This window comes from Azospirillum sp. ST 5-10, from assembly GCF_051225715.1.
In the GTDB taxonomy this organism is placed as follows: Bacteria; Pseudomonadota; Alphaproteobacteria; order Azospirillales; family Azospirillaceae; genus Azospirillum.
This window is the reverse complement of sequence record NZ_JBPJSP010000034.1, coordinates 51,984-70,067: the sequence shown is the minus strand read 5'-3', so window position 1 is coordinate 70,067 and position 18,084 is coordinate 51,984. Positions and strand designations below refer to the sequence as shown.

At 65.1% G+C, this 18,084-nt stretch carries 12 protein-coding genes; all 12 read left to right on the top strand.

All coding sequences use genetic code 11. The features are described from left to right. Positions 1–251: transposase domain-containing protein (locus ACSBPG_RS27100; protein WP_435540360.1), on the top strand; the 251-nt coding region annotated here is incomplete at its 5' end. Between the two features lie 271 nt (positions 252–522). Further along, a complete protein-coding gene (locus ACSBPG_RS27095) occupies positions 523–714 on the top strand; it encodes a type II toxin-antitoxin system Phd/YefM family antitoxin (RefSeq protein ID WP_435540359.1) in 192 nt (63 codons plus the stop codon). 13 nt (positions 715–727) lie between these two features. Continuing rightward, positions 728–1,330: a hypothetical protein gene (locus tag ACSBPG_RS27090; protein WP_435540358.1), complete on the top strand. Its 603-nt coding sequence runs from the start codon at positions 728–730 to the stop codon at positions 1,328–1,330. Positions 1,331–1,359: 29 nt separating this feature from the next. Continuing rightward, positions 1,360–2,838, top strand: a complete 1,479-nt coding sequence (locus ACSBPG_RS27085) for a sigma-54 interaction domain-containing protein (protein ID WP_435540357.1) — start codon at positions 1,360–1,362, stop codon at positions 2,836–2,838. 97 nt (positions 2,839–2,935) lie between these two features. Further along, positions 2,936–3,283 carry a DUF4258 domain-containing protein gene (locus ACSBPG_RS27080; protein WP_435540356.1) on the top strand — a complete coding sequence of 116 codons (348 nt, stop codon included), beginning with the start codon at positions 2,936–2,938 and terminating at the stop codon, positions 3,281–3,283. Between the two features lie 36 nt (positions 3,284–3,319). Next, a complete protein-coding gene (locus ACSBPG_RS27075) occupies positions 3,320–3,979 on the top strand; it encodes a vWA domain-containing protein (RefSeq protein ID WP_435540355.1) in 660 nt (219 codons plus the stop codon). An 11-nt stretch (positions 3,980–3,990) separates the two neighbouring features. Beyond that, positions 3,991–4,713, top strand: a complete 723-nt coding sequence (locus ACSBPG_RS27070) for a PP2C family serine/threonine-protein phosphatase (RefSeq protein ID WP_435540354.1) — start codon at positions 3,991–3,993, stop codon at positions 4,711–4,713. Further along, positions 4,710–6,179 (top strand): protein kinase domain-containing protein, encoded by a 1,470-nt coding sequence (locus ACSBPG_RS27065; protein ID WP_435540353.1) that lies wholly within the window; start codon positions 4,710–4,712, stop codon positions 6,177–6,179. The genes ACSBPG_RS27070 and ACSBPG_RS27065 overlap by 4 nt, the downstream gene beginning before the upstream one ends. Then, positions 6,176–9,466, top strand: a complete 3,291-nt coding sequence (locus ACSBPG_RS27060; protein ID WP_435540352.1) for a DEAD/DEAH box helicase — start codon at positions 6,176–6,178, stop codon at positions 9,464–9,466. The genes ACSBPG_RS27065 and ACSBPG_RS27060 overlap by 4 nt, the downstream gene beginning before the upstream one ends. Then, a complete protein-coding gene (locus ACSBPG_RS27055) occupies positions 9,450–11,639 on the top strand; it encodes a hypothetical protein (protein ID WP_435540351.1) in 2,190 nt (729 codons plus the stop codon). Before ACSBPG_RS27060 ends, ACSBPG_RS27055 begins: the two co-directional genes overlap by 17 nt. A gap of 16 nt (positions 11,640–11,655) precedes the next feature. Then, complete coding sequence (locus tag ACSBPG_RS27050) at positions 11,656–14,025, top strand: hypothetical protein (RefSeq protein WP_435540350.1); 2,370 nt, start codon at positions 11,656–11,658, stop codon at positions 14,023–14,025. Beyond that, positions 14,022–18,032, top strand: a complete 4,011-nt coding sequence (locus ACSBPG_RS27045) for a DUF2357 domain-containing protein (protein ID WP_435540349.1) — start codon at positions 14,022–14,024, stop codon at positions 18,030–18,032. The genes ACSBPG_RS27050 and ACSBPG_RS27045 overlap by 4 nt, the downstream gene beginning before the upstream one ends. Positions 18,033–18,084 lie beyond the last annotated feature (52 nt).

The following is an 18,084-nucleotide window of genomic DNA, read 5'->3' as shown; positions in this document are numbered from 1 at the left end:
CATCCCTCAATTCCCCTTCTCTCAAGGGGGGCAGATCCTCGTGGCGCCAGGGGGGCAGTTTGACGTGTCGCCTGACATGCGGCTCCGATCGCGGCGGCCAGCGGGCGGCGATCATGTATGGCCTGATCACCACGGCCAAGCTGAACGACGTCGATCCCCAGGCGTGGCTCGCCGACGTCCTGGCCCGCATCGCCGACCTGCCGCAGAACCGCCTGCCCGAACTGCTGCCCTGGAACTGGAAACCGGCCTGACCGCGGCGCTCACCAGATGCTTACGGTGTACGGCTACATGCGCGCCTTCCAGAAAGCGGGCGTGTGGGAAACCATGCGTCACCACCTGCTGGTCATGCTGCGCGAGCTCATCGGCATCGCCGTCATGGTGTGAGCGAGGATTGATGAACGGAGGCGAGGGTTGCGGTGAGCCGGCAGATTGGAAGCAGGATGTTCGTGAAGCACGCGAAGAAACCTTGAACTTTAGGCTATTTTGACCAAAAATCCCCGCTGACGATCGCCAGGGCTGGACATGCGAACGCTTTCGGCGAGGGAAGCGAAGTATAATTTCGGTCGGCTGATCGACACCGCGTGGGCTGAGCCCGTCATGGTTGAGGAGTACGGCCGCCCCGTCGTGCTGGTCCTGTCGGTCGAAGAGTACGAGCGGCTAAAGGCAACCAAGTCGGAACATTGGTTAGGTTCCAACCAACCCGATCCAGAATAACAAGGCGGATGGAATGGCTGGCTTGGTGCAATGGGAAGAACTCCTCGCAGCTCTGCGGCGATTGGGCGGCTCTGCCGGCAACGGCAGGATCCGCGAGGCGCTGCATTGGGATGAGGTATTCTACGAAGCGGTTAAGCAGGCCCACATAAAGGCTGGCACCATCGTGAACGGCCACGGGTGCGGCGGCTGCGTTGCCATTGCGGGAAAGGACGTGCAGGAGCGGAGCGCCCAACAAACCGCACAGGTCGACCGCCAAGTGCGCGCCGCACGCCCCAACATCACGGCGGCCAATGTCGGCTACCGGGCGGAGTTCTGGTTTATAGCCGATTCCCTACGCGGCAGCATGGATTCAGCGGATCACAAGCACCTCACCACGTGGATAATATCTTCGATAGAGCTATCGAGCACGCATTCCCGCATGTTGAGTGTGCCACCGTATGGCGCTCAACAATCGGTAATTCGGCACCCGAGAGCTAAGCCATCAGCGCCCGAATGGTACGGGAAATCGCTTGGCTGTGGGATTTTGCAAGGGGCCGTCACTGACAATGCCCAGTGCGACGCGCGCGATCCACAAGCTTCGTTGCGTGCGTTCGAAATTTCTTGTGGCGTCGCGTGATGCGGCGAGTACTCATCGCGTGGGTCGGCGTGTCCGACCTCCTCGGCCCTTCGAAGGAGACGGCCGACGACGTTGGCCCGGTCGCGCAGGCGCTCAAGGCCCGCGAGTTCGACCGGGTGGTGCTCCTCGAGAATTTCAGCAAGCCCGAGCACAAGGACATGCTCCCGTCGTACGTCGCTTGGCTGAAGGCACGGACGAAGGCGGAAGTCGTCGAGCGCCCCGAGGATCTGGCCGGTCCGACGGACTGGGGCGGCATCTACAAGGCCGCACTTCGCGCCTGTCAGGCACAGGAAAGGGATTCGGCACTGACCTTCCACCTGAGCCCCGGCTCGCCGCCGATGGCCGCGGTATGGGTGCTCCTCGGGAAGACGGTCTTCTCGGCCGAGCTGATCGAGTCCTCACGTGAGCAGGGCGTGAAGACGGTCGCGGTTCCCTTCGACATTGCTGCCGAGTTCCTCCCCGACCTGCTGCGTGAACCTGACGAGAGGCTGCGAAGCCAGAGCACGGCGGACTCGCCAAGCGCCCCCGAGTTCAAGGACATCATCCACAGGAGTAATGTGATGGCGCGCCTCATTCAACGGGCGCGTCGGGTGGCCCTTCGGAACGTGCCGGTGCTCGTCGAAGGCGAGTCCGGCACGGGGAAAGAACTGTTCGCGAAGGCGATCCACCGGGCGAGTCCTCGTCGCGACAAGCCGTTCATCGCGATCAACTGCGGCGCCATACCTTCGACCCTGGTCGAGACCGTTCTGTTCGGCCATGAAAAGGGGGCGTTCACCGGTGCCGACCGCCTACGCAAAGGCGTCTTCGAAGATGCTCACGGTGGGACGCTGTTCCTCGACGAACTTGGCGAACTGCCCCTGGACGCGCAGGTAAAGCTGCTCCGCGTCCTCCAGGAGTCCAAGGTCAGGAGGGTCGGCGCCACCTCCGACATCGACGTCGACGTTCGAGTGGTTTCGGCGACCAACCGCACCGTCATCGAAGAGGTGGAAGCCGGGCGCTTTCGTGAGGACCTCTTCTACCGGCTCGCCGTTGCGGTCTTGAGGCTGCCGCCGCTCCGCGAGCGGACCGGCGATTTGGGACTCTTAATCGACGAGCTGCTGAAGAAAGAGAACCAGGACGCCGAGAAGGTCGAGCCCGGATACGTCCACAAAAAACTTTCTGCCGGAGCAAGAAACCTTCTTCTCGCCCACCCATGGCCGGGCAACGTCCGCGAGCTTCAACTCTTGCTTCGGCGCGTGGCCATCTGGAGCGACGGCGCCACCATCTCCACCGAGGATGTCCGCGAATCCCTTCTCGCTGTGCCGCATGCGCAACGACACGACGTGCTCGGTCGCCCCCTCGGCGGTGGCCTCAACCTACAGGAACTATTGAAGGAAGTGGCGCAGCACTACTTGGGGCGTGCGCTCCATGAAGCGGCCGGGAACAAGACGCGGGCCGCGGAATTGGTCGGCGCGCCAAGCTACCAGACGCTGTCGAACTGGCTCAAGAAGTACGAGGTCGAAGCGTGACCATTTCCTCGAACATCGGGCGTTGGCACGACGGTTGCTCAAGGAGTCTCCACTAACGGCAACCACGGGAAGTTGTCGCGGAACGAGGAGACGCTGCATGCCTGCCAACAGCAACCGGTTGGAACCGCACCGCACCGAAGGACGCTTCATTCTTACCAACCACGCCAAGGAGCGCCTAGCAACGCGCGGGCTTCGGGCCGACGCCATCAACGCGGCGCTAGCCTATGGGCGCGTCGTCTATGTCCGTGGAGCCGACATCTACGTGATCGGTCGAAAGGAGATCGTCCGCTACGCGGAGGAGGGCGTCGACCTCTCGGCCTACGACGGCGTCCAGGTCGTCGTCACCCCCGAGGGAGTCATCCTCACCGTGTACCGCAACCGCTCTTTTAGTGGGCTCCGCGACAGGCACTCCTACCGCCGCGGCCCTCTCGCCCTCGCCGCCTAGCTCACAGCGCAAGGCCAGCCGGAGAAGACCAAAACCATGACCTCACAGCTCAAAGAGTTCACCTCGTCCACCGCGCGCCCTCTGCCCGTCATCCTCCTCGCCGACGTCAGCGGCAGCATGGCGGCAGAGGGGAAGATCGACGCCCTCAACCAGTCCGTCCGCGAAATGCTTTCGACGTTTGCGTCGACTGACGATCTCCGCGCCGAGATCCACGTCGCCATCATCACGTTCGGCGGTGAAGCCCGCCTCCACACGCCACTCCAAGCTGCGAGCGCTGTGAAGTGGACCGACATGGTCGCCGACGGCGGCACGCCGATGGGCCAAGCGATGACGCTGGCCGCCGATCTGGTCGACGACAAGGACAAGATCCCCGGCCGCGCATACCGCCCCACCGTCGTCCTCATCTCCGACGGCCAGCCCACCGACTCCTGGCAAGCGGGTCTCGACCGTATGACAAAGCAGGGACGCGCGCAGAAAGCCGACCGCCTTGCACTTGCGATCGGCGGGGACGCCGACACCGACATGCTGCGTCGCTTTCTGAACGACGAGAAGAAGCAGGTCTTCGTCGCTGCGGACGCGCGCCGCATCAAGGACTTCTTCCAGTTCGTGACCATGTCGGTCACGACGCGGTCGGGGAGCACGAACCCCAACGAAATTCCACAAATGCAGAACCCGTTCGACCTTGACCGACTGTAAGGATTGCGGCGATGTGGAGCGCTATGGGGGCCAGCGTTCGAGGCCCAGAACATCGCCAAGATGGGCGGCCCAACCAGGACGCCTGGTTGCGCCGCCTCGCGTGCAGCAGCGCCCTTGCGGTCGTTTGCGATGGCCTTGGGAGCCGACCACACTCCGCGGTCGGCTCGCGCGCCGCCTGCCGCGCCGTTGCCGACGCTGTTCAACACTGGTCCGGCGTCCCGGACGCGCCACCTGAGCTCCTGCTGCGACTCATTCACGCGCTGTGGAACGTTCGCGTTCACCGGAGCGGCCGCGATGAGAGCGCAACGACCTGCCTCTTCGCGGTCGTGACGAAGGAGGGGAGGCTGCTGCTCGCGCAGCTCGGAGACGGCTTGGTGATGTTGAAGACGCCGAGCGGGACGACGACGCTCGAGCCGCCGACAGAGCGCTTCGGGAACGCGACTACGGGGCTGGGGATCGCCACAGACCTGCACGAATGGCGCTTTCACCTCGAACCGAACGTCACGGGCACCGCCACCATCCTGCTCGCCACCGACGGCGTGGCCGACGACCTGGTGCCGGAGAAGCGCGCCGAGTTTCTCAACTTCCTCGTCACGCAATACGGACCGCGCCCTGCTGCAGCCCGAACACGCGCCATCGCGAAGGAGCTTCGTAACTGGCCGACGCCTCGACATCGCGATGACAAGACGGTGGCCGTTCTCTGGAACGACGCCACGACGGAGGCATCCCCATGAGCGACTTTCCCAGCACCGTCGTTGACGACGACGGCAACGTCCACCACCTGTTGAAGCCGCCACTCGGGCGAGGTGGCCAAGGCGTCGTGCTCCGAACACGGAGTGCCCACATCGCCGTGAAGCTCATCGGCGCGGTGGAAGAAGCACCGGCCGCGCCCGAAGCCCGTTCGGCACAGAAGCTCTGGGGCCAGCTCACCAAGGCGCCTGGCATCGCGCTCTCGCCCGACGCGCAGAAGCGCTCCGCGCTGCGACACCGGTTCGAGGACGTGCGCGCGTTGCCGCTACCCCGACTTCATCTCGCGCAGCCGCTGTCGATGCTGCGCGACCATGCTGGCTACACGATGCGCTTGCTCACCGGCATGGTGCCGATGAGGACCCTCATCGCCGAACCGGGGACGTCGAAGCTCGGCGAGTTCTACCAGTCGTCTGGCGGCCTCGGGCGCCGCCTCGATTTGCTCGCGAACACGGCGGGCCTGCTCGCCCGGCTGCACGCGGTGCCGCTGGTCTACGCGGACGTCTCGCCAAACAATGTGTTCATCTCGGAGACGACCGAAGCGAGCGAGGTCTGGCTGATCGACCTCGACAACCTCGACTATCTCTCCACCAACGCGCCGGGAATCTTCACGCCTGGCTTCGGTGCGCCAGAAGTCGTAACGGGACGCGCTGGCGTCTCGACCCTCTCCGACGCCTATTCCTTCGCCGTTCTCGCGTTCTGGGTCATCACGCAGCAGCACCCGTTCCTTGGAGACTACGTCGAGGAGGGCGGCTGGGACGACGACGATGGTGAGGACCGCGAGCAGCTCGCGTTTCGCGGAGAAATCCCGTGGATCGAGGACACCACGGACGATTCCAACCGCACCAGCAAGGGGATCGCGCGACATTTCGTGCTCTCGAAGCCGGTCCGCGAGCTGTTTCAGAGGACGTTTGAAGCAGGTCGAGCGGATCGTACAGCACGACCGAGCATGGCCGAGTGGACCGACGTGCTACGTCGCGCAGCCGATCGCGTTGTGTCTTGCAGGAGCTGTGGCTCTTCGTTCGATGTGACCGCTGGCAGTTGCCCGTTCTGCACGGCGAGCCCGCGCGCATCGTTCATCCACATGCAGGTGAATCGCTGGGATCCCGACATCGACGACGTGGGGGCATCCGCGGTCAGCACGCGAGCAGTCTGGCACAAGATGCTCGACATCACGAAGGACAGCCTCGTGCTCCGGCACGTCGTCGAGCCGGTCCTCGCAGACGCGGAGGACACGCCGGTCCTCCGCGTACGAGTGTTGAAGAGCGGCATCGCCATCGAAGCCCTCGCGAGCAACGAGGTTCATGTGGTCCTTGGCGGGCGCATGCAGCGCTTGGGCGCTGAACTCAGGCTGCCACTGCCCAAGGCTGGGAACGAAGCGTTCCTGCACTTCGGTCCGTTGGACCGCCCCCACCGCATGGCCGTCCTTCGGCTCTACTCGGAGGAAGCATGAAGCTCAATCAGGTTCCCTACGGCCAGATCGAGAGCCTTCGCCTTCGGTGGACTTCGGCGAGTGGCGCTCTGCCCAACGCAGTGGCGCCCGGCGCCGAGGCGCTGCTCCAATTCTCCGAGCGCGAGGCGCAGGCGATGCTTCGGGTCGGTGGAGACGTTCTGGGCGTCCAAGGCGATGGTCGAAAGCATGAGGTGCTGCTCGCTGACCTCTGCACGCGGCACTTCCCTCGCATCGCTTGGGTCGTCGACGCAGGCGCCCAGGTGCTCACGCTGCAGGTCCACACGTTTCTGCACGCTCTGACGCTGCCGCCCATCGAACTCGGCGTCGACGAGAAGGTGCTCGAGGCGCTGGAGCGGATCGACCGTAAGCTCGCCTATCCCGAGCGTGCGCTGCAATGGCTGGGCGAGCAGTTCCTCCTTGATGGCGAGGACGGCAGACGAGGGTTCGTAACGGCCGAGTCCAAGGCCGGAACCTTTGCCTTCTTCGGTCGCACGGCGCGTGCCTTTGTTCGGCGGGTGAAACGCCCGGATGCCACCGAGGGGCTGCTCGTCGATCGCGTCGCGCGCGGACGCGGCCAAGGCGGAGAACAACTCGCGCTGGTTTCGGGGGACGTCCGGTTTGTCGACGCAACCTTGGCGGGGAAGCTCCGCGCCGATGCAGCAGCCCAGATCTCGTCTCTCGTCACCGCCGGGTCGAGCTTCTTGGACCTATGGAGCCGCTACGGCGCGATGGAGAACGAAGTGGCGCTACGCAGGGCGCGGAAGGCCCGTTGGCTCACGTATGACCACGTCGAATCGCTCCCCGACAGCCGCTATCGCTTCTCACTCGCGAACGACTGCAGCCTTGAGGACGCAGACCAGTTCACGCAAGCGCTCACTGAGGAGCAAGGGCTCGGTGTCGAAGCCGTCGGCAAGATCCCGGAGGTGCTCACACGCGAGATGTCATGGGCCGAATACGAGGCGCAGCCTCGCCCGAAGGACGCTCCGTCGCCTGCGACCTTTAAGGGGCGCGTGGAACTCAACCGGCGAGATCGCACCGTCACGCTGGTGCAGCGGCGGAGCGACGAGGGCACCCCGCCGGACGCTGGCGCACTGGTGGTCTCGCTTCATGGAGACAAGACGCGGCTCAAGCGCCGAGCCGAAGCAGAGAGCGCCATCCGAGAAGCACGCTGCCCCATGCCACAACTCGGCCTGCTGCTTGAGGAGCGCCCCGTGGAAACGCCTCGTCGGGGCAACATCGCTCCCGTGACGCCCAACGTGAGGCGAAAGGTGTTCGGGGGGCGTAGCCCTACGCCGGCGCAGGAGAAGGCGCTTTGGGTCGCGCTGAACACACCGGACATCGCGCTCATCCAAGGCCCGCCGGGCACTGGAAAGACGACGGTCATCGTCGCCCTTGTAGAGCGTCTGCAAGAGGTCTGGGACACGCAGGATGGCGTCCAAGGTCGTCTTCTGTTGAGCGGATTCCAGCACGACGCGGTCGAGAACGCGATTCAGCGCATGAGCGTGAACGGGCTCCCGCCCATCAAGTTCGGTGGACGGTCGGACAGCGCCGAGGATGCCGACCATGTCGATGTGACGATCGACAGGTGGTGCAGCGAGCGAAGCGCGGAGATTCGCAAAAACCTTCCGCCAAGACCCGCGTCGGCGCAGCAGAAGGAACTTTCTGAGCTGGTGCAGGCCTATCTCCTGGCGCCGGGCACGCTTGAGCACACCGCGTCCCTGCTTCACCGCGTCGCGAGCCGCATCCAGGGGACGGTGCCCGCGTCGCTCGTCGACCGCGTCGTCGCGCTTGGTCGCGAATTCACCGAGCGGGCGCGAACTGCCCGCGGTGGTGATCCGGACCATCACCGACTCGTACGCAGCGCACGCGCGCTGCGCTGCGAGGAGCGCTCCTTCGCCGATGATGGGCCGCGCAACGCTGACCGGCTTGCACGCGAGTTCGCTCGATCGGGGCGCCGAGACGAGCGGGCGCAGAAGCTGCTCGAGTGCGCCTCGCGCTGGAGCAGTCCTGGGGCCCCACCGTTCCTCGACGAACTTCGCGCACTCCGCCGGCGGCTGTTGCTTGATCTGCTCCCGCCCGATCGCACCGAGGACACGATCCCGCGTGTTCGCACCGACGTCCTTGAACTGTTGAGCGAAGTGCGCGACCACCTCGAGCAATGCCAGAACACGTCGCGAGACGCAGCAAACGAGGCGACGTGGAAGTTCCTCGCGGCGCTCGAAGGAGAGCCCGAAGCCGTCAAGCGTGCCGTCATCTCGTATACTTCGGTGTTCGCCGCCACCTGCCAGCAGTCGGCAAGGCAGGAACTCGCAACGCTCAAGGGCTCCGAGGGCTATGACACCGTCGTCGTGGATGAGGCCGCCCGCGCGATGCCCCTCGACCTGTTCATCCCTATGGCTCGCGCGAAGCGGCGGATCGTGCTCGTGGGAGATCACCGTCAGCTCCCTCACATCCTCGACAAGGAGCTTGAGCGCGAACTCGAAGAGGCGCTGTCCACGGGAAAGAGCGAAGCAGATCGCACGAGCGAGATGCTTAACGAGAGCCTGTTCGCGCGCCTCTTCAAGGACCTAAAGAAGCGCGACGACTTCCCGCGTGTCGTCACCCTCGACGAGCAGTACCGCATGCACCCGTTGCTCGGTCAGTTCGTCAGCGATCAGTTCTACAAGCCGTACGCCGAGGCATTTAGGTCGCCCCGTCCTGCCTCGGACTTCGTTCACTCGCTGCCCGGTCATAGCGGGCCGGCATCGTGGCTCAGCGTCCCGCGCAGACTCGGCCCGGAGCGTGAAGGCCAAAGCAAGTCGCGTCCCGTCGAGGCGCAGGCGATCGTCGCGGAGCTGAAGCGGCTCATGGACTCAAGAGAGGGCCGCGAGCTCACCTTTGGCGTGATCTCCTTCTACAAGCAGCAGGTCACGGCGATTGAGGATGCGCTCGTGGACGCGGGCATCGTTTCTCGAACGGACGACGCCACGGAGATCGTCGCCCCTTACCGGGAGTTGCAGCTTCCCAATGGCCGCGTCGCGGAGCGACTCCGGTTCGGCACCGTCGACGCGTTCCAGGGCATGGAGTTCGATGTTGTGTTCCTCTCGATGGTTCGCAGCAACCCGCGCGGCGTCTTCGGGCACGTCACCTCCCCGAATAGGCTCTGCGTGGCGATGAGCCGCCAGAAGCGACTGCTTGTCGTGGCAGGGGACGATGGGATGCTCCACGCGCCCAACGCGCCGAGTGGGATCAGCCCGTTGGTCGAGTTCCACAAGCTGAGCGAGGTGCACGATGCCGCCCGTATTTGATCGCACCACGCCGGTCGTCGATTTCGGCGCCACGTCTTCGCCGCTCAAGCGCGAGGCGCGGCGATGGCTGGTATGGCCAGCGCTCGCGTACAAGGTGCTCCTGCCATCTCGGGGCAACCCGCCGTTCAACGTATTTCAGCGTGCCGTGCTCGACATGTGTCGCGCGGGTGTCAGGGACGTCGAGGAGATCTCGCGTCGCCTCGCGCTCCCCTTGGACCTGGTCGGGTTTGTAATGGATCAACTTCTCGGCATCGGCATGCTTGATGAGGCGCACGCACCGACACCCCGGGCTCTGCGCCTGATGAGCGGGGACGACGAACCCAGCAAGGTGGAGGACGCCGGTTACGTCTTCGTCGATGGGATCGATGGAAGACGCGTCTGGCCACGCGTCCACCGGGGCAGCCTGCCGATCGTCGATGCCGAGTTCGAGCAGGCCAACGCGAGTTTCAAACGAGGCACTCCGGGCAACCCGGAGCCGGTGCTCGCCAAGGTGATCTGGCCAGGGACTGGGGCGCGGTCCATCGCGCCGAGCGCGTATGAGGCACAGAGGGCTGCCCGACGCCACGCACGCCGTGTGCGCGCCTTCCGACGGGAGGCCTCTCTTGACGGAGACGCAGAGGACATTCTCGATGGGCTCAAGTCTGGAGGGCTGCGTGTGGTTGATGTCGAGCCGGAGCCCATCTTCGTGGCGTCATACGTGTTTCTCCCGAAGGACGCGCGGCAGCGTTCGTGGCTGGTCACCGATCCCCTTGGGCTTGGCGTCAGCGACGTGCTTCGCCCGGGGGTGACCAAGCTCGCCAAGGAAGGAAAGCACGGCCTCGCGGAGCTGCTGGAGAAGGTCGCTGGTCAGGCGTGGCATGTCGATGAAGGAGACTTCGCGCTGTATCTGGCTGAGGCAACGAAGGCCGCTACGGAGCGCGTTGAGCGCCGTCTCGGCGGCGCCGCGAAGCTGCTCCCCACAGATGTGCTCGCGCGGCTCGCCGATGCCGACGTGCGTCTCGAAGGCGCGCGAACGGCTAAGCCGATCGAGGACTTCCTCGGGAACGCATATGCAGCCCTTGAGAGTGTGTTCGGCTGGTTGGTAGCGCTATACCCGGACCCGAGTCTGTTCTCGGTACTGGGACACGATGCGCCCGAGAACGCGCCGTTGCTCCGACGAGTCGCCGAGCAAGTCGGTTTCGCTGTCCCACAGCGTACGCTGCCACTCCTAAGCGTCACCCGCGGCGTCGTAAAGGGGGCCATCTGCTTCGGCAACAAGACCCTCCCTGGCCGACTGGCGGCTGCCCTGCTCGCGGCCCAGCGCAACGGCGATCACCCGCTCGCCACCTTGGGAGCCCGCGAGCCTGACGCGCTCGAATTCTTTGCGGAGATCAGCAGGCTCAGGATCGACGCCTCGCACGATACCTCCGCCGTCCCGAGCGCCGAGGTTGCGGTCGAGATGCGCGACCGCTTGTTCGCGGTCCTCTGCGCGCTCGTCGGCGCCGGTCCGGCGGACGTGGGGACGAGCGCCTCGGAGCCGTCCTGGGGCGCCGACTTGCTGCTCCGCGTCCGGGCCAGAGCCGAACAGGTGTCCGAGGGCTATCCAGGGCTCACCGATCGCCCAAACTTGCGCACGCGCGTAATCGAGATGCACCACACGGCGCTGATCGTGAAGCTGCTTGCGGCTTCCGCAGCCACCGCACCGGAGAACTTGAGCACACGTGCCCGCGATGCCGTCGTGGCCCTCACCATCGCGATGGAGGCGGCCTTTGCTGAGCTCGAAGCAGAAGCGCCGACGCCAGCCTCTATCGCGCAGATGATCTCGAACGACCGCGAGCAGAACGCGGCCCGACTCGCGTCGGCTGCCGTCGCGGTCGGCTTTGACGTCGAAGCGTCGGGCCAGCTCCCTAAGGTGCTCACGCATGCGAAGGCGAACCGCATCCGCCGCGCCGCGCAGGGCCACGGGGAAACCCTGTCGGCACGCGTCGCGGCGCAGCTGCTCGTAGCGCACCAGAGGGCGGACCATCCGCTCCGCGAGGTCGCGAAGCGGGTTCCCACCGCGCTCCTAGACGTGGGCCGCCTCGTAGAGGCTCGCGGTCACGGAGATGATGTCCTCGTCACGGCAGCCGAAGTCGCCGAGATCGAGACGATGGTTGCCAACGACATTCGGGCAATGCTCGAAACGATTGATTGAGGAGAGACCGAAGACCATGAGCGGCCGAAACGAAGAAGCCATCATCGCAGACGCCAGCCCGACGAACGCAACCAGCGTGGACGTGGCGGCTCGCCTCAAACACGAGCAGTCCCTGGCTGCATGGGAACAGGCGCTGAAGGAGCGTGAGGCCGAGGTCGAGGCGGAGAAGACGAAGGTCCAGCGTGACCTCGCCGTTGTTGGGAAGCGCCAGAAGCAGGCGGCAGAGACTGAGAGCTCGCTCGAGGCGCGCGCCCGTGACGTCGCTCAGCGTGAGATCGAGGCGAGCGAGGGGTTCGCCGCCAAGAACCGTGAAGCGCTCGCCGTCCTCACCAAGGCTCACACGTCGCTGCGTGCCGAGGTAGACCGCCTTCAGAGCGAGTTGAACGTGGCTCGACTGAAGGGCATTGAAGACCTTGAGAAGCGGCTCGCCGATGAGCGGCAAACCCGCACTGCCGCTCTCGATGCGGAGCTTGAAGCCGATCGGCAGCGCCACCTGGCGAAGCTCGCTGCCGAGGGCGCTGCACAGGATGCTGCGCTTGGAGAACAGCGAGCGCGATTCGCCATGGAGCAGCAGAAGTCACTTGAGGACATCGAGCGGGAGCGCGCGCGGCTCGTGGATATGGAGGCCGAGCTTCGCCGTGGGCTGGGAGACCTGCGGTGGAAGGAGGAGGATCTCGCGGGTTTCCGCGCGGGCATCGAGCGGTCCATCGAGGAGCGAGCTCGTGACCAGGTGGCGTCGTTGGAGCGCCAGTTGGATGCGCTGCGTGAGGACCATCGACGGGACCGCGACTTGGTCATCTCGCTCGAGTCTCAGTTGGCTGCGTCGCGCGACCTCTTGGCGCGGTTCGGAGACGACCCAGCCGAGATCGAGAAGCGCATCGCGCATCAAGCGAAGAAGATCAGTGACCTTGAGAAGGAACTGCTCCGTCGTCCGAGCGCCAGCGACAAGGAGCTCTTGGTCACCCTGCAAGAGCAGGAGCGCGTCTGGGCCTCTGAACGAGACCGGTTGGTTCGTGAGGTCACGCAGCTCAAGGCCGAGCAGAGTCGCTGGCTGACCGGCGTTGCCGATCTCGAGCAGCAACTGGAACGCCGCGAGGTCGCTGAGCGCCGGCTCGAAGTGCTGGCCGGAGAGATGGAGAAGTACAAGGCTGACGTCGAGCGGATGCGAACGCTGTACGAGCGCCCCGAGGAGCGGGCCGCGCGTGTTGGGGCGATCGAGGAGCCGTGGCGCACGGACTTCAAGCGCGCCGAGGGCAGCCCGCCGAAGGAGCTCGACTGGCTCAACGGTATCGTGGCCGCGTGTGAGAACAGCGGCATGCGCTTCCCGAAGCGTTTGGTCCAAGCCTTTCATACGTCCCTCAAGGCCGCTGAACTGTCGCCGCTCACCGTGCTCGCCGGCGTGAGTGGCACCGGCAAGTCGGAACTTCCGCGCCTCTACTCGCGCTTCGGCGGGCTCGGCTTCCTCTCGCTCGCCGTCCAGCCAAACTGGGACAGCCCGCAGTCGTTGTTCGGGTTCTTCAACTCAGTCGACAACCGGTTCAACGCGACGACGGTCCTGCGCGCGATGGTGCAGGCCCAGCACGACCGAGACCACGAGACCTACAACCACGGGCTCTCGGACCGGCTCCTGTTGGTCTTGCTCGACGAAATGAACCTCGCCCACGTCGAGCAGTATTTCAGCGACCTTCTCAGCTGCCTCGAGCAGCGCCGTGGCGAGAGTCGAGACGTCACGCTCGACATCGACCTCGGTGCTGGAATGCCGCCGTACCCGCTGCGCCTTGGCCGGAACGTCCTATGGGTGGGCACGATGAATGAGGATGAAACGACGAAGGCACTCTCCGACAAGGTCATCGACCGCTCGAACCTGCTTTACTTCCCACGTCCGCGCGAGCTTCACAGCCGTGCCGAGGTGACGCTCGGGGCGGAATCGCCGTTGCTCGCGGAGAGCGCGTGGCGCGAGTGGCTCCAGCGTCGTTCGCCGTTCACCCCGGATGAGGTCAAGCCGTTCAAGGAAGGACTCCAGGAGATCAACGCGCGACTCGAGTACGTAGGCCGCGCCCTCGGTCATCGTGTCTGGCAGTCGGTCGAGTACTACATGGCCAACCACCCCGAAGTCATCGACGCCCGCGAGCGCAAGGACGAAGAGGCGCTCCAGCGCACATTGCGCCGTGCCTATGAGGACCAACTGGTTCTCAAGGTGATGCCGAAGCTCCGGGGCATCGAGACGACCGGCGACTCGAAGCGCAACTGCCTCGATCCCATCCGCAAGCAGCTCGACAGCGCTGACCTGGGTCTCGGACTGTCGGAGGACTTCGACATCGCGTGCCGCATTGGACATGGCGCGTTCGTCTGGAACAGCGCGAGGTACCTGGAGAACGCTGAATGAAGAAGGCCCGCGCGGCACACGACCGCACTGCTTCCAAGGTGGCCGCGCTACCGCCGCCGCTTCCAGAGTTCGACGAGTTGGAGGCCCTCGCGGCATCCGACGCGCCGACCGTGGCGGCGGCTTGGTGGATCTCCCATCAGGTCTCGGAGCACGTCTTCTCGATAGTCGCGCACGGTGATCCGCGCACCGGCGAGCCGCTCCCGAGACCTCTTACGGAGATCCTTCGCGACGTTCGCAACGCGACCGCGACGGGAAGTCGACCGTTTCCGCGCGATCGCCTTCTCGGCGCCGCCGAGTTCACCATCGACTCGATGGAGCACCTACTCGACCGGCATCGCCATCGAATCGTCAGGGTCCACGAGCAGCTCCCATTCCATCAGCTTCGCGAGGTCGACACGCGATCGATGGCGTGGCTCGCTCGACAGCCCGGAAGGAACATCCGCGAGAAGCTGTCGGGCCGTACCCATGCACTGGGTGTAAAGCGCGACGTGTCCGTCGACACGACCGAGAACCGGCTCCTCCGATCGTTCGCCAAGCTCCTCGTGCAGCGCGCCAGCAATCGGTTGGAGAATAGGAACGCCTACGACGGAACGACCGAGGATGCAGAGCGCGTGCGTCGGCTAGAGGAGTGCGTTCGCCTCTGCGATGAGCGGATGAGACGGTCGGAACTGGCTGAGATTCCGACGCTGACGCATCTGCAGCCGAACAATGTCCTGCTCAGCGACCCTCACTACTCGCGTTTGTTGCGCGCATGGAAGTGGCTTCGCGACGATGAGGAGGCGCTGCGAGGCTCGTGGAAGGACACGTTCCGGCGCACCCGCATCCTCCTGTGCTGGATGGTCGCGGCGCAGCTCGTGACCCGTGAGCGGGTAGTGGTCTCGGAGACGCTTGGACGCGTCCTCACGGGGCGCGGCGACGAGCACCACTTTGGCGTCGAGGTGCTGGGCGCCGAGGCAGCCGGTGTGAACTGGTCCCTGAACCCGCCGCTCCACTTCCTCGTGCTGCCCACCGGGGACAGAGATGCGGCGTTCCGCATCCGCGTCTCTCTGGATGGCGAGTTCATCCTCGTGCACGTCGCCACGTTGGGCGGGCAAGGGATCCTTACGGAGGAGTCGGTCTCTGCGCTCGCCTTCGAGGTGCGTCCCACGTCGGAGCGTCTCCAGCCTCAGCGCGGGATCGGGATTGCCGTGGATGGTCTTGAGAGCTCGGTTCGAGGGGCGGACCGAAGCTACGCCGACCTCGCGGGGCTGACGCTCCTCGCGACGCAGATGGCTCGGCAGATCCTCCAGCGTTGCAGCGTGAACCCCAACGTCGAGCGCCGGGAGCAGACCTCTGCTGAAGTGGCGGACGGCGCGCGCCTTGGCATTGAGCTCGGCACCGCGTCTCTGCATGTCAGCGCGGAACAGAAACTGCCGCTGGTGTCGGCACCATGGGCCTTGGCCCTCAATCTGCCGGGGGACGCGGAGGGTATAGACTGGCTTGAAGGCCGCTCGGGCCGAGAGCTGGTCCTTGGTGCTGCCGGTCGCTCGCTGCGGACCACCGGCGACTTGGTGAACGCGGGCGAGCAGATCGACGCAGGGATGGTCGCCTTGGCGGCAGACCGCTTGCTGGGGAGCCTCGCGTCTGAGCTTCATGTGCCGACAGATGCACGGATCGCCTATGCCGTTCCCGATGCCGTCGATGAGTTGTCGCAACGCAGTCTGCGGAGCGCGTTCGGGAGCTCGTTCCATCGTCCGGTTCCAGTGTGGAGGAGCATCGCGGCCGCAATGTCCTGGGCATCGGCGGCAGGTGATCGCGGGGTCCGCGCGGGAGAGTCGGTGGTCGTCGTCGACACCGAGTTCGGCGGCGTCTCGCTGACCGTGCTCACCGCCCGCCACGACAAGAAGCTTGAACAGGCACATCCGACTTCGCGCGGAATCTATTGGGAGCGCAAGCCACCGCTTCCTCCCGACGAGCAGTTGGAGACGCTCGGTTGGCCGCATGTGCTCGGCGCCTACGCGCGGATGCTGGTGGGGCGTGAGCTGAGCTCGCTGGCTCCCGAGGCCCAAGAGCGCGTCGTCGAGGACCTGATTCGTAGTGGCAAGATCGGTGCGCTCGTTGCGTGCGGTGGCTCGGTCTTCGTACAGGTCCCATCGAGCCAGCGAGCGATGCCCGACGTCGTGGAGCTCTTCGAGGACCCTGCGTGGTTCAACCGCGAGGTGGCGCGCTGGATCGAACGACTCGATGCGAGCGTGAAGGGCGCGCTCTCACCACTCGGCAAGGTCCGTGTTGTGCTGATCGGTGGCCCAAGTGCCTACTCGCGGTTCCAAGGGACGGGGCGGCAGACCGGACACATCAAGCACTTCGACCAAGAGAAGAAATTCGGCTTCATCGTTCCCGATGATGGGAGCGCGGATTTGTTCTTCCACATTAACGCTGTGCAGATCCCCGAGGGCGTCGTCCTGCGAAGAGGTCTCTCCGTCGAATTCGACATCGGTAAGGGGAGGAAGGGACTTGAAGCACAGCGCATCACCACGGTTTCCCCCCTCGCAGTGTGGCTGCGTCAGCGAACGGTTGTTACGCCTCACGCGCTTGCCTTCGGCGCGCGTGAATGCTTGCTCCGCCTGGATACCGGCTCGCTCACGTGGTTCGAGTGGCTACCCGAGCTGTCCCTGGAGGTTGTGCGTGACGGGCACTTCGGCGAACTCCCGCTGCTTGAGCGAGGAACGTTCGTCGACCCGTTCCTTGGTGCCGCGAAGGAGTTCACGGTCCCGCAGACCCTCACGCTGGCGCGCGGGCACCGGTGGTTCTCCTTCCCGCTGCTCGTCGGTCGCCAGGGACGCCGCCCGGTCGCTTGGGAGGCGCGCCTCGACTCGCCCGCGTTTCCTCTCGATCACGATGTCCAGGCACGGTTGCGGCTGTCCTACCGGTACGGTCTCAACAACAGCTACGAGCTCGCCGTGGAGCCTGCTTCGCCGAACGACGCCCCGTTTGCCAGGGTGGAGGCCAAGTGGATCAAGGGAGGCGAGGACGCCACGTCGACGCTGACCCGAGAACCTTTGCTTCTTCAGCAGATGCCATGGGACCAAGTGGGGACGGACTCCTTCCTAGAGGCCACCCGATCACTTCACCGCCTCGGTGACGAGAAATACGCGAGGTTCCTCTTCGCCGTGACGCGTGAATGCTGGTCGCAGGGGCGAAGCCTCGCGACCGCTCCGGCCAGCGTTCAGCGCGTCTTTCCAAGCTTCTGCGAGCAGTTGCTGAACGCTCTTCCACCGGAGCTGAACGTCTACGACATGCCGCGCGCTCTCGAAGTCCTGGCTCTGCTCCACGAGGACGCACCACCGAAACTCGTAGCTTGGCTTGTTACCCTCGATAGGCAGGCTGGCGATGACGTGAACACGTACCGGAAGACGTCGAGCACGCTCGCTATGCTCGTTGGCGACGGGGCGGGCGAACGAAACCCGATTCTGCTCCATCTCCTCGACCGACTCCGACAGCATACCGAGGGAGGGTCGTTCAATGCCACGCTAGCTGCCCTCACGATGCGAGCATTGGGCAACGCTGCCTGGAGGCATCCAAGCTTTATCGAAGCTCTGGCTTCGGTGCCCGGCGGTGCAGCGCTCGTCCTCGGGCAATGCCGACGTTCATTGCAGGGACTTCTTGGCCGCATTCCAGTCAATATCTCTTCCTCCGACGAGAGCAAGAAGGTCGCTGGACTCTACGGCACGCCGTTCAGGGACGTCTGTGAGTTGTTGCTCGCGTTCATGGCCGTTGACCCTATGGCCCCCGTGGCCGCCCCGTTGCGTACCGGCTCCCCCTCGGCCGACAGCTTCGCGAAACTGGTTCGACAGCTTGATGCGCGTCTCGCGTCTCTCTGTGCGACGCCGAAATGGCGGGTGCACCTCAACGTCGAGGTACCGTCCCCGCTCCAGCGGATGTCGCCCGTCGCCTTCGCGTTGAACACATACCTAGCTGAAGGCGCGGGCGCGAACTTGGTCCAGGTCGCAGGTGCCGACCTTGGCTAAACGCGGGGGCACGAACCGTACGACGGCCTGCGGGTGTGGCGGGGCGGAGTGC